The sequence below is a fragment of the Streptomyces europaeiscabiei genome, from assembly GCF_001550375.1.
Taxonomy (GTDB): domain Bacteria; phylum Actinomycetota; class Actinomycetes; order Streptomycetales; family Streptomycetaceae; genus Streptomyces; species Streptomyces europaeiscabiei.
The window spans coordinates 1-12,318 of sequence record NZ_LRTR01000011.1; the positions used below are offsets into that span (position 1 = coordinate 1).

10 protein-coding genes are annotated in these 12,318 nt (G+C 70.5%); 2 read left to right on the top strand and 8 right to left on the bottom strand.

Translation table 11 applies throughout. The features are described 5' to 3' along the window. The 3 genes from AWZ10_RS00335 to AWZ10_RS00345 form a co-directional block, all read right to left on the bottom strand. On the bottom strand, positions 1-777 hold a 777-nt coding region (locus AWZ10_RS00335; protein ID WP_060890143.1), incomplete at its 3' end, for an ABC transporter ATP-binding protein. After that, the gene (locus AWZ10_RS00340; RefSeq protein WP_060890144.1) at positions 774-1,628 is read right to left on the bottom strand and encodes a cupin domain-containing protein; all 855 of its coding nucleotides are present in this window, start codon (positions 1,626-1,628) and stop codon (positions 774-776) included. The genes AWZ10_RS00340 and AWZ10_RS00335, both read right to left, overlap by 4 nt. Continuing rightward, positions 1,625-2,167 (bottom strand): RNA polymerase sigma factor, encoded by a 543-nt coding sequence (locus AWZ10_RS00345; RefSeq protein ID WP_046702887.1) that lies wholly within the window; start codon positions 2,165-2,167, stop codon positions 1,625-1,627. The genes AWZ10_RS00340 and AWZ10_RS00345 overlap by 4 nt, the downstream gene beginning before the upstream one ends. A gap of 155 nt (positions 2,168-2,322) precedes the next feature. On the opposite strand from AWZ10_RS00345, the gene AWZ10_RS00350 reads away from it, so the two are divergent. Next, positions 2,323-3,594, top strand: coding sequence for an RNA-guided endonuclease InsQ/TnpB family protein (locus tag AWZ10_RS00350; RefSeq protein WP_244172327.1), 1,272 nt, complete (start codon positions 2,323-2,325; stop codon positions 3,592-3,594). A gap of 440 nt (positions 3,595-4,034) precedes the next feature. On the opposite strand, the gene AWZ10_RS00360 is transcribed toward AWZ10_RS00350, so the two are convergent. From AWZ10_RS00360 to kdpF, 4 genes are read right to left on the bottom strand one after another with little or no spacing between them, the layout of a single operon-like run. Beyond that, entirely contained in the window at positions 4,035-4,706 is a 672-nt protein-coding gene (locus AWZ10_RS00360) for a potassium-transporting ATPase subunit C (RefSeq protein ID WP_060890145.1), read from the bottom strand. A gap of 5 nt (positions 4,707-4,711) precedes the next feature. Beyond that, on the bottom strand, positions 4,712-6,817 hold the full coding sequence (gene kdpB, locus AWZ10_RS00365; RefSeq protein WP_060890149.1) for a potassium-transporting ATPase subunit KdpB: 2,106 nt from the start codon (positions 6,815-6,817) through the stop codon (positions 4,712-4,714). A gap of 29 nt (positions 6,818-6,846) precedes the next feature. Further along, positions 6,847-8,511, bottom strand: coding sequence for a potassium-transporting ATPase subunit KdpA (gene kdpA / locus AWZ10_RS00370; protein WP_060890146.1), 1,665 nt, complete (start codon positions 8,509-8,511; stop codon positions 6,847-6,849). Between the two features lie 8 nt (positions 8,512-8,519). Continuing rightward, the gene (gene kdpF / locus AWZ10_RS00375) at positions 8,520-8,609 is read right to left on the bottom strand and encodes a K(+)-transporting ATPase subunit F (protein ID WP_046702884.1); all 90 of its coding nucleotides are present in this window, start codon (positions 8,607-8,609) and stop codon (positions 8,520-8,522) included. 466 nt (positions 8,610-9,075) lie between these two features. Here kdpF and AWZ10_RS00380 point away from each other — a divergent pair, with 466 nt between their 5' ends. Then, entirely contained in the window at positions 9,076-11,031 is a 1,956-nt protein-coding gene (locus tag AWZ10_RS00380; protein ID WP_060890147.1) for an APC family permease, read from the top strand. Positions 11,032-11,077: 46 nt separating this feature from the next. Here the strand turns inward: AWZ10_RS00380 and AWZ10_RS00385 are convergent. Beyond that, a partial coding sequence (locus AWZ10_RS00385; RefSeq protein ID WP_060890148.1) for a TIGR02679 family protein occupies positions 11,078-12,318 on the bottom strand: 1,241 nt, incomplete at its 5' end.

Consider the following 12,318-nt stretch of genomic DNA (forward strand, 5'->3'; position numbering starts at 1 on the left):
GCGCCAGCCGGCTCGGGCGCCCGGCTGCCGCTCCCCGCTGTGCCACACCCGGCCGTCCGCCACGGCCGTCAGGTCCGCGGCCGTGCCGTCGAACCGCACCCGGCCCTTGTCCATCACCACCACCCGGTGACACAGCATCGCCACGTCCTCCGTCTGATGGGTGGACAGCAGGACCGTCCGGCCCTCGCCGGCCTCCGCGATCAGCTCCCGGAACCGCATGCGCTGTTCGGGGTCGAGGCCGACCGTGGGCTCGTCCAGGACCAGGAACCCGGGGTCGCCGACCAGGGCCGCCGCCAGCGCCACGCGCTGCCGCATACCGCCGGAGAGCCGCCGTATCCGCTTGCCCCGCACCTCCGCGAGACCGACCGCGTCGAGGACCCGGCGGGCCTCGGCGTGCCGGGCCCTCCGGTCCGTCAGCTCCTTGAGGATCGCCACGTAGTCGATGAACTCGAAGGCGGTGAAGTCCGGATGGAACCCGGGGTTCTGCGGCAGATAGCCCAGGACCCTTCGTACGTCCTGCCGTCCGTGGACCGTGCTCGGGTCGTGTCCGAGGACGGTGAAGGCACCGTTGTCCGGCGGCGTCGCCGTCGCCAGGATCCGCAGCAGCGTCGTCTTGCCCGCGCCGTTCGGCCCGAGCAGTCCCGTGACGCCTTCGGAAAGCCGCACCGTCACGTCGTCCACCGCTCTGGTGCCGCGATAGCTCAGGGTCAGCCCGGCGGCCGAGACCGTGGGTCGTGTCGAGGCCGTGGGTCGTGTCGAGGCCGGGGGTCGTGTCATGACAGCCTCCTGGCTGCGAATCGAAGGGATCGGAGGGAGGGACCGAGCGGACGACCGCTGTCGAAGCGGTCCCGCGCCGCCACCAGCAGCACCGTCGCCACCGCCGCGACCGCCGCCGCCGCACCCTGCCCCTCGGCGGTGAAGGGCAGCGGCGTGCCGGACGCCAGCAGTCGGCTCAGCACCACCAGGGCGGTCCAGCCGGCACCGACCAGCGCCGGTGCGAGTACGGGCCCCAGCCGGGCCGTCAGCGCGACGCCCGTCGCGGTCAGCGCGAGTGCCGGCAGCAGCCAGCCGAGCGCCGCCAGGCCGAACGACGGCAGCGCCAGACTCGCGAGACCGCTCAGCAGCGTCGTCGTCGACAGCACCGCGACCGTGCGCACCATCAGCAGACGGAAGGTGTGCATCGGCGCGACCACGGCCATCTCGTACGTCGGGTCGAGTCCCGGCCCGAAGGACAGCGCCACCCCCGCCAGCGGCAGCAGCGGCGCCGTGGCCAGGAGCATCAGCGGCGACGCGGCCAGTCCCACGCCGACCGCGAGCAGCAGGGTGAGCGCCACCGCGCCGAGCCAGGAGCGGCGCAGCACCGGAGTCGCCGCGAGCAGCCGCGCGGTGTGGTCGGCGACCCCGGCCCGGATGAGGAGCGACTCGGCGAAGCCGGGCCTCGGGGCGTCCAGTTCGGCGTCCAGGCGTGCCCAGCCCGCGCTGATCTCGGCGGGCGGGACATGGGCGGCAAGCGCGGACCGGCAGTCGGCGCAGGCAGCGAGGTGCATCTCGACGGACCACAGCCGGGGCGCCGCCAGCGTTCCGTGGGCGTACTCCCGCAGGTCCCCGTCATCGGCGTGCCAACTCATGTCAGGCCTTCCCGCAGTTGCTTCCGGGCGCGCATGGCCCGGGTCTTGACGGTGCCCGGGGGAATGCCGAGCAGGACGGCCGCCTCACGTGTCGTCAGGCCGTCGATCACCGTGGCCTGCAGCACCGCCCGCAGCTCCGGCGAGAGTCCGGCCAGGGACCCTGCCAGGTCGCCGTGCTGCACCCGGGCCAGTACCTGTTCCTCGGCCGACGCCTCGTCGCGTTGCCGCAGCCGGGCGAGCGCCTGCCGCAGCCGGCCACGGGCCCCGTCGCCCCGCAGCGCGTCCACCAGGCGGCGCGATCCGATCCGCCACAGCCAGCCCGCCACGTCGCCTTCCCGCCGATGGCGCGCGGCTCCGCGCCACACGTCGAGAAACGTCTCCTGTACGACGTCGTCGACCAGCACCGGATCGGCGCACCGTCCGCGCAGCCGCAGCACGAGCCACGGGGCGTAGCGCCGGTACAGCTCTTCGAAGGCTCGACGGTCCCCGTCCGCGACCGCCCGCAACAGTTCGGCGTCACCCGGACTCCCCCGCTTCATCGGGATTCCTCCGTGGAAACTCCGCCCTTCAGGGCGGAGAGGAAACGGACTCCTGCGGAGCAGGGCAGGGAAAGGCGATTCGCCGCCAGGGCGGATCGTCGTCCGCCACCCGATACCCGCGGGGACTCACGAACTGATTTGATAGTTTGTGAGTTATGCCCACGCATGTGAAGCGGGCGTTCAAGTACCGCTTCTACCCGGACGATGCGCAGGCAGCGGATCTGTCGCGCACCTTCGGATGTGTGCGAAAGGTCTACAACCTGGCCCGCGAAGCCCGGACTGCCGCGTGGTACCAGCGGCAGGAGCGGGTCAACTACAACGCGACCTCGGCGATGCTGACCGCGTGGAAGAAGACCGAGGAGCTGGCTTTTCTGGCTGAGGTGTCCTCGGTGCCGTTGCAGCAGTGCCTTCGGCACCTGCAAGGCGCGTTCACCCACTTCTTCGAGGGCCGGGCGAAGTACCCACGCTTCAAGTCGCGCAAGAAGTCCCGGCATTCGGCGGAGTACACCAGCTCGGCGTTCCGCTACCGCGACGGCCGGCTCACGCTCGCCAAGATGCGCGAGCCGCTGAACATCGTGTGGTCGCGTCCGCTGCCAGAGGATACCGTCCCGTCCACGGTGACCGTGTCCCAGGACGCGGCGGGACGCTGGTTCGTCTCCCTGCTGTGCGACGACGCCATCACCCCGGCGCCGGCCACCACGGCCGCTGTCGGGATCGACGCGGGCATCACTTCCCCGGTGACCCTGTCGACCGGGGAGAAGGTCACCAACCCGAGGTATGAGCGCCGCGACCGGGCCCGTCCGGCGAAGGCCCAGCGGGAGCTGCCCCGCAAGGCCAAGGGCTCGAACAACCGGGCCAAGGCTCGCCGTAAGGCGGCCAAGGTCTATGCCCGGATCACCGACCGGCGCCGGGACCATCTGCACAAGCTGACCACTCGTCTCGTCCGTGAGAACCAAACGGTCGTGATCGAGGACCTGACCGTCCGCAGCATGGTCAGGAACGGCAAGCTCGCCCGAGCCATCTCGGATGCGGCCTGGCGCGAACTGCGCTCCATGCTGGAGTACAAGTGCGCCTGGTACGGGCGCGACCTGATCGTGATCGACCGCTGGCTCCCCAGCTCGAAGCTGTGCGGGGTCTGCGGCACGCTCAGGGCGAAGCCGGCGCTGAACGTCCGCGAGTGGACGTGCGGCTGCGGCACGGTGCACGACCGCGACGTGAACGCGGCGAAGAACATTCTCGCGGCCGGGCTGGCCGTGACAGCCTGTGGAGACGGTGTCAGACCTCAACGGGAGTCCTCCCGGACGGGGCGGTCGTCGGTGAAGCAGGAACCCCAGCGGGCGACCGCTGGAACCCCCGCCCTTAGGCGGGGAGGAAGTCAATTCGCTCACACCCCCTCATCGGACGAGACGCCCCGAACGGTTCACTGAGCACGTACGGGAGTTGCTGTCGGAGCCCGATAGGAAGGTGAGTGACTGTCGTACGCCCCCTTCGATCGAGTCATGGACGAACCCGCCCCGTCTCACGGCCGGCCGGATCCTCCCTCCCGAGGCCCACGGCCGGCGCCCGCAGCAGCCGGCCCCTCTCGTTGCCGGTCTCGTCGTACCCGGCGTCGGAGATCCGTGGCCGCTCGCGCGGGTCGTTCGGTGGCGACCGCGCGCCGGGTGAGCAGGAAGCCGGCGTGCAAGGGCCTCGCGTCCAACGGCTCACTCAGCTCGCCGAGGCCGACGACGGCGTCGCCGAGGCCGGTCGGCCGGCCAGTCGGGTCCAGGGCCGCCTCGTTGCCCTCGTCGGCCAGGTCGCGGCCGGGAGCCGACGGACCCGGGACCTGGTCCGGGCCGTCGGCTCCCACGCGGGTCGGGTGGCTCCGTCAGCTCTTCGCCGCGAGTGCCTTGAGCGCGATGTTCAGTTCGAGGACGTTCACCCGGGGCTCACCGATGAAGCCGAGGGTGCGGCCGTCGGTGTGCTCGTCGACGAGTCTTTGCACCTGGCCGACGGGCAGTCCGTTCTTCTCCGCCACCCGGCGGACCTGGAGGTCGGCGTACCGCGGGGAGATGTCCGGGTCCAGGCCCGAGCCGGAGGAGGTGACCGCGTCGGCGGGCACGTCGGACGGCTCGACCGGGTGGCCGGCCACGGAGTTGTCCTTGATCACAGCGGCCTTGGCGTCCTTCACCCACTGGACGAGCTGTTCGTTGTCGGCGGAGCGGTTGGTCGCGCCGGAGAGGATGAGCTTGTACTGGGTGTTGACGGTGTTGGTGCCGAGGCCGTTGGCGGGACGGCCCTGGAACCACATCAGGTCGGCCGGCGGGGTCGTTTGCCCCTCCTTCAACGGCAGGTCGTACGACTGCCCGATGAGCGAGGAGCCGACGACCCGGCCGGTGTGGTCCCTGATCTCGGAGCCGTCGGCCCTGTCGTGGAAGAGGGCCTGGGCGAAGCCGGTGACGAGGAGCGGATAGACAACCCCGGTGACGAGCGTCAGCACGAGCAGGGCCCGCAGACCCGCTCCCAGCAGGCGGGCGGTGTTCACAACAGAGGTGTTCATGTCCTTCAGCCGATCCCGGGGATGAGCGAGACGAGTATGTCGATGATCTTGATGCCGATGAAGGGCACGACGAGACCGCCGAGACCGTAGACGGCGAGGTTGCGGCGGAGCAGCCTGTCCGCGCTCATCGGCCGATACCGCACACCCTTCAGGGCGAGCGGGACGAGCGCGATGATGATGAGCGCGTTGAAGATGACGGCGGACAGGATCGCGGAGTCGGGCGAGGCCAGCCGCATGATGTTGAGCCTGTCCAGGCCCGGGTACACGGCCGCGAACAGCGCCGGGATGATCGCGAAGTACTTCGCGACGTCGTTGGCAATGGAGAACGTCGTCAACGCGCCCCGGGTGATGAGGAGTTGCTTGCCGATCTCGACGATCTCGATGAGCTTGGTCGGGTCGGAGTCGAGGTCGACCATGTTGCCGGCCTCCTTGGCGGCCGAGGTCCCGGTGTTCATGGCCACGCCCACGTCCGCCTGGGCCAGCGCGGGCGCGTCGTTCGTGCCGTCGCCGGTCATCGCGACGAGCTTGCCGGCGGCCTGCTCCCGCTTGATGAGGGCCATCTTGTCCTCGGGTGTGGCCTCGGCGAGGAAGTCGTCGACGCCCGCCTCCTCGGCGATCGCCTTCGCGGTCAGCGGGTTGTCGCCCGTGATCATGACGGTCCTGATGCCCATGCGCCGCAGTTCCTCGAACCGCTGACGCATGCCGTCCTTGACGACGTCCTTGAGGTGGATGACACCCAACACCCGTGCTCCGTCGGCGTCCTCGACCGCCACGAGCAGGGGCGTGCCGCCCACCTGCGCGATCCGGTCGGCGATCCCGTCCGCGTCCTCGGCGACCGTTCCGCCCCGCTCCCGCACCCAGGCGGTGACCGAACCGGCCGCGCCCTTGCGGACCTTGCGCCCGTCGACGTCCACACCCGACATCCGGGTCCGGGCGGTGAAGGCGATCCACTCGGCACCGGTCAGCTCTCCCTGGTGCCGTTCGCGCAGCCCGTACCCCGTCTTCGCCAGTACGACGACGGAGCGGCCTTCCGGTGTCTCGTCGGCCAGCGAGGAGAGCTGGGCGGCGTCCGCGACCTCGTCCTCGGTGGTGCCGTGCACCGGAACGAACTCGGCGGCCTGCCTGTTGCCGAGGGTGATCGTGCCCGTCTTGTCGAGCAGGAGCGTCGACACGTCTCCGGCGGCCTCGACCGCCCGGCCGGACATCGCGAGGACGTTGCGCTGGACCAACCGGTCCATCCCCGCGATGCCGATGGCGGACAGGAGAGCGCCGATCGTGGTCGGGATGAGGCAGACCAGCAGCGCGACCAGGACGACCATCGTGAGGTGCGTGCCCGCGTGGTCCGCGAACGCGGGCAGGGTCGCCACCGCCAGCAGGAACACGACGGTCAGCGATGCCAGCAGGATGTTCAGTGCGATCTCGTTCGGCGTCTTCTGCCGGGCCGCGCCCTCGACGAGGTTGATCATCCGGTCGATGAAGGTCTCACCGGGCTTGGTGGTGATCCTGATGACGACGCGGTCGGAGAGGACCTTCGTCCCGCCGGTGACGGCGGACCGGTCGCCGCCGGACTCCCGGATGACCGGGGCCGACTCGCCGGTGATCGCCGACTCGTCGACCGCCGCGACGCCCTCGACGACGTCACCGTCGCCGGGGATGATGTCGCCGGCCTCGCAGACAACGCGGTCGCCCACACGGAGTTCGGTGCCGGGCACGCGTTCCTCGCCCGCCGCGTCCGGGGAGAGACGACGGGCGACGGTGTCCGTCCTGGCCCTGCGCAGAGTGTCGGCCTGCGCCTTGCCGCGTCCCTCCGCGACCGCTTCCGCGAGGTTGGCGAAGACCACGGTCAGCCAGAGCCAGGCGCTGATGGTCCAGCCGAACCAGTCGGCCGGGTCCTCGAACGAGAAGAGCGTGGTCAGTACGGACCCGACCAGCACCACGAACATGACGGGCGACTTGACCATCACGCGCGGGTCGAGCTTGCGCAGGGCGTCCGGCAGCGACCTGACCAACTGCCCGGGGTCGAAGAGTCCGGCACCGACCCGGCCCTCGCCGGACCGGTGCCCGGTGGGCACGTCACTGTGCGGCGCCCGGGTGGCAGTGGCCGTGGACATCGCGTCCTCTTGCTTCGTTACGTCGGCGGTCATGACGCCAGTCCTTCGGCGAGCGGGCCCAGCGCGAGGGCCGGGAAGTAGGTCAGCCCGGTGATGATCAGGATCGCGCCCACCAACAACCCCGTGAACAGGGGCTTCTCGGTGCGCAGTGTGCCCGCCGTCACCGGCACGGGCTTCTGTTCGGCGAGCGAACCGGCGAGGGCGAGGACGAAGATCATCGGCAGGAACCGGCCCAGCAGCATCGCGATGCCGAGCGTGCTGTTGAACCACTGGGTGTCGGCGTTCAGCCCGGCGAAGGCCGAGCCGTTGTTGTTCGACGCGGACGTATAGGCGTAGAGGATCTCGGAGAATCCGTGCGCGCCGGAGTTCGTCATGGAGTGGCCCGGCGTCGGCAGTGCCATGGCCGCCGCGGTGAAGACGAGCACGAGCGCGGGCGTGACGAGGAGGTAGCAGGCGGCGAGCTTGATCTCGCGGGTGCCGATCTTCCGGCCCAGGTACTCGGGTGTACGGCCGACCATCAGCCCGGCGATGAACACGGCGATGATCGCCATGACGAGCATGCCGTAGAGGCCGGAGCCGGTACCGCCGGGCGCGATCTCGCCCAGCATCATGCCGAGCATGGTGATGCCGCCGCCGAGCCCGGTGAAGGAGGAGTGGAAGGAGTCCACCGCGCCCGTGGAGGTGAGCGTGGTCGAGACGGCGAAGATCGACGAGCCGCCGACCCCGAACCGGACCTCCTTGCCCTCCATCGCGCCACCGGCGATCTGGAGCGCGGGACCGTGGTGGGCGAACTCGGTCCACATCATCAGCGCCACGAACCCGACCCAGATGGTGGCCATGGTGGCGAGGATCGCGTAGCCCTGCCTGACGCTGCCGACCATGGTCCCGAAGGTGCGGGTCAGGGCGAACGGGATGGCGAGCATCAGGAAGATCTCGAAAAGGTTCGTGAAGGGGGTCGGATTCTCGAACGGGTGGGCGGAGTTGGCGTTGAAGACGCCGCCGCCGTTCGTGCCGATCTCCTTGACGGCCTCCGTCGAGGCGACCGCGCCGCCGTTCCACTGCTGCGAGCCGCCCATGAACTGTCCGACCTCGTGGATGCCGGAGAAGTTCTGGACGGCGCCACAGGCGACCAGCACGACGGCCGCGATCAACGACAACGGCAGCAGGATGCGGGTGACACCGCGCACCAGGTCGGCCCAGAAGTTGCCGAGTTCACCACTCCGGGACCTGGCGAAGCCCCGTACGAGGGCCACGGCCACGGCCATGCCGACGGCGGCCGACACGAAGTTCTGCACGGCGAGACCGGCGACCTGCACGACATGGCCCATGGTCTGCTCGCCGTAGTACGACTGCCAGTTGGTGTTGGTGACGAAGGACGCGGCGGTGTTGAACGCCTGGTCCGGGTCGATGGAGGCGAAGCCGAGCGAGCCCGGCAGTACGCCCTGGAGCCGCTGGAGGAGGTAGAGGAAGAGAACGCCGGCGACCGAGAAGGCGAGGACACCGCGCAGGTACGCGGGCCATCGCATCTCGGTGTCGGGGTCGGCACCGACGCCTCTGTAGAGCCATTTCTCGACGCGCCCGTGCGTGTCGGAGGAGTAGACCTTGGCCATGTGGTCGCCGAGGGGACGGTGGACGAGGGCCAGCGCCGCGATCAGGGCGAGCAGTTGGAGGACGCCGGCAGGTACGGGACCCATGACAGTGCTCAGAACCTCTCCGGGAAGAGCAGGGCGAGGACGAGATAGCCCAGCAGGGCGACGGCCACGACCAGGCCGACGACGTTCTCGACGGTCACAGCCGGGTCACCCCCTTGGCGACCAGAGCCACCAGCGCGAACACCGCGACCGTGACGACGACGAAGGCCACATCGGCCATCGCGAACTCCTAGAGCTTGAAGAGGTTCGAAAAGTGAGTCGGACGACTGGAGCAAACCTCCTTGGCGGCCGGAACCGGTCGGCCTTGACACATCCCTGACGGCGATACCGACACCTTTGACAGACCTCTGACGCGCCGCCGCCCGCGCCCCGGAAAAGCGGGTGGCCGGGGTGGAGTGGATGCGCGGCACCGGATCAGGCCGGCGGGCACGCGGCCGAACCGGGGCGGCGCCTCGGGGGCGGACGAGACGTCGGCGCAGACCTTAACGCGGTCTTGACGCCGCCCGGTCCCGTTCCCCATGGCCTGGGCATCACTCGTTGCCTACGCTGATGCAGCGGTCTGGCGATGGCCGGAAACGTTCGTATCACCGCACGTCAGGAGCGTTCATGGCCACCACGGAGGGCACCCGCACCAGCCGCCTGCGGGCGTGGATGCTGGAGGGCCTGTCCGACATGGGCAGGGGCGGCGGACACACCGGGCCGCATGCCGAGCCGGAGCCCGCGCACCAGGGTCGTCCCTGGTGGCGGGTGATGTGCCTGACCGGCGTCGACTACTTCTCCACCCTCGGCTACCAGCCGGGCATCGCCGCTCTCGCCGCCGGTCTCCTCTCCCCCGTGGCGACCATCGTCCTCGTGATCGTCACCCTCGCCGGCGCGCTCCCCGTCTACCGTCGCGTGGCCGAGGAGAGCCCCCGGGGCGAGGGGTCGATCGCGATGCTGGAGCGCCTGCTGACGTTCTGGAAGGGCAAGCTCTTCGTCCTGACCCTGCTGGGCTTCGCGGCGACCGACTTCCTCATCACGATCACCCTCTCGGCCGCGGACGCCTCGACCCACCTGATCGAGAACCCCCACCTCACCGATGTCCTGCACGACAAGCAGGTTCTGATCACGCTCATCCTCATCGCCCTGCTGGGGGCGGTGTTCCTCAAGGGCTTCCTGGAGGCCATCGGCGTGGCGGTGGCGCTGGTGGCGCTCTATCTGGCGCTGAACGTCGTGGTCGTGGTGACCGGCCTGTGGCACGTCGTCACCGAAGGCCATGTCGTCACCGACTGGTCGACCGCCCTGACCGCCGAACACGGCAATGTCTTCGTCATGATCGGCGTGGCCCTGATCGTCTTCCCCAAGCTCGCGCTCGGTCTCTCCGGCTTCGAGACCGGTGTGGCGGTCATGCCGCACGTGAAGGGCGAGCCGGGCGACACGGAGGAGAATCCGAAGGGCCGCATCCGGGACACGAAGAAGCTCCTGACGGCGGCCGCCGTGATCATGAGCGTCTTCCTGGTCTGCACGAGCTTCATCACCACGCTCCTCATCCCGGAGAAGGAGTTCGAGCCGGGCGGCGACGCCAACGGGCGCGCACTGGCGTATCTGGCGCACGACTACCTGGGGAACGCCTTCGGCACGGTCTACGACGTCTCCACCATCGCCATCCTCTGGTTCGCGGGCGCCTCCGCCATGGCCGGCCTGCTGAACCTGATGCCGCGCTACCTCCCCCGGTACGGCATGGCGCCGCACTGGGCGCGCGCGGTCCGCCCGATGGTCATCGTCTTCACCCTGGTCGCTTTCCTGGTCACCTGGATCTTCGACGCGGACGTGGACGCCCAGGGCGGCGCCTACGCGACGGGCGTCCTGGTCCTGATCAGCTCGGCGGCGATCGCGGTGACGATCGCCGCCCGCAAGGCCGGCCAGCGCAACTGGACCATCGCCTTCGGCGTCATCTCGGCGGTCTTCCTCTACACCACCGTCCTGAACGTCATCGAACGCCCCGACGGGGTGAAGATCGGCGCCTGCTTCATCGCCGGCATCATCCTCGTCTCCCTCCTCTCCCGCCTGGCCCGCGCTTTCGAACTCCGCGTGACGAGTGTGCAGTTGGACGGCATGGCGGAACGTTTCGTACGGGACATCGCCCACCGCAAGATCCGCTTCATCGCCAACGAGCCGGACAACCGCGACCTCACCGAGTACCGCGAGAAGATCGAACAGATCCGCCACGACAACGACGTCCCCACGGCCGAGGACTTCGTCTTCGTGGAGGTGACGGTGACCGACCCGTCGGAGTTCGAGGCGGGCCTGGCGGTCCGGGGCGAGGTGATGCACGGCCGCTACCGCGTGCTGACGCTGGAGTCCTCCTCGGTCCCCAACGCCCTGGCCGCCCTGCTCCTGCACGTGCGTGACGCGACCGGCGCCATACCGCACATCTACTTCGAGTGGACGGAGGGCGGCCCCTTCGCCAACTTCCTCCGCTTCTTCCTCTTCGGCCAGGGAGAGGTCGCCCCCGTCACCCGAGAGGTCCTGCGCGAGGCCGAACGGAACCGGGCCCGACGCCCCCGGGTACACGTGGGCTGACCGGCCGGCCGGCGGCCGCTTCGTCCCCCGCCCCGAGCCGTAGGACTCAGGCCCGCACCGTCGCGGCGAGGTCCGCCAGCAGGACGTCGGCCATCAGTTCCTCGACGACGGCGGTGCCGTGGTCGAGGATGGCGGGGGCCAGTTCGGGGTCCCAGGGCGCCTCGGTGAGACGGCCGGGCGGAGGGCCCTGCGGGCTGCGGGCGACCGCGGTGCGGTAGTCCGTCGCCGCCATGCGCCAGGGCCGGGCCGGTGTCTTGTCCAGGAGATACGCGGCGATACGGATGCCTTCGCCGTCGAAGTCACCGTGGTAGCGGAGGGTCGCGCCGTGGTCCGCGAGGAGACGGAGAAGGTGGACGGCCGCGCTGTTGGGCCAGCCCGACGTGCACACGAGCGGCGGACAGGCCGGGCCGAAGCGGCGTACGGCGAGGGCCAGGATGCTGGGGTTCTCCACCGCGTGGACGACGGGCGCGGGATCCGCGGCGAGGGTGAACTCGCCCGGGGCACGTAGTTGGGCGAGGGTCAGGGCGGCGCCCTGTCCGGCCTCGGCGCAGACGCGGGCCACGCGGGCGAGCGGGCCGTCGCCGGAGGGACGCAGTCCACCGACGAGAACGGTGGCGGACAGGTCGTCGTCGGCGACGCCCGCGCGCGACCACAGGGCGCGCCGGTCCGCCGCGGACTGCGGCGGCACGCCGTCATGGAGGGCCGCCAGCGCGCGCAGGACGAGGGCGGACAGACGGGTGCCGTCGTCGAGGACGTGGGAGTCGCCTCGCAGGACCCGGGCCGCGAACACGGGCAGTGGCTCCGCCTCCGCGGGCAGCGCCGCGAGCACGGTCAGTGCGTCGGTCAGCAGGGACCGGGTACCTTCCGGTGAGCCGCCGACCAGGCCGGCGGTTCGGCACGAGGCGGCCCAGTCGGCGAGGGCGGGCTGGGCCCGCACGACGGCGTGACCGTCCAACCAGGCCCACAGCTCGGCCCGTTCGCCTTCCTGGCGGCGTCGTTCGCCCGCGCGGTCGTCGAGGGGACCGACGAGTGCGGTGACGGTCTCGCGTACGGTGCGGCCCCACAGTTCGGTGACGGCCTCCTCCAGACGGGCCAGGGCGACGGAGGGGCGGGGGTCCGGCAGCCGGTCCAGGCCGAGCAGATCGGCGAGGGCCTCGCGCTGGGCGTCGTCGAGCGGGCCGAGACGCACCCGGGTGACGGGACGGCCGGAGGAGAGGCGACTGTGCACCGTGTGCCAGAGCGGGCGGAGTTCCGGGCGGCGCAGGGTGGGTTCGCCCGGGGCCGGTT

Coding starts and splice junctions, on each gene's coding strand:
- AWZ10_RS00340 (WP_060890144.1), bottom strand. CDS start 1,628: ATGAGTTGGCACGCCGATGACGGGGACCTGCGGGAGTACGCCCACGGA.
- AWZ10_RS00345 (WP_046702887.1), bottom strand. CDS start 2,167: ATGAAGCGGGGGAGTCCGGGTGACGCCGAACTGTTGCGGGCGGTCGCG.
- AWZ10_RS00350 (WP_244172327.1), top strand. CDS start 2,323: ATGCCCACGCATGTGAAGCGGGCGTTCAAGTACCGCTTCTACCCGGAC.
- AWZ10_RS00360 (WP_060890145.1), bottom strand. CDS start 4,706: ATGAACACCTCTGTTGTGAACACCGCCCGCCTGCTGGGAGCGGGTCTG.
- kdpB (WP_060890149.1), bottom strand. CDS start 6,817: ATGTCCACGGCCACTGCCACCCGGGCGCCGCACAGTGACGTGCCCACC.
- kdpA (WP_060890146.1), bottom strand. CDS start 8,511: ATGGGTCCCGTACCTGCCGGCGTCCTCCAACTGCTCGCCCTGATCGCG.
- AWZ10_RS00380 (WP_060890147.1), top strand. CDS start 9,076: ATGGCCACCACGGAGGGCACCCGCACCAGCCGCCTGCGGGCGTGGATG.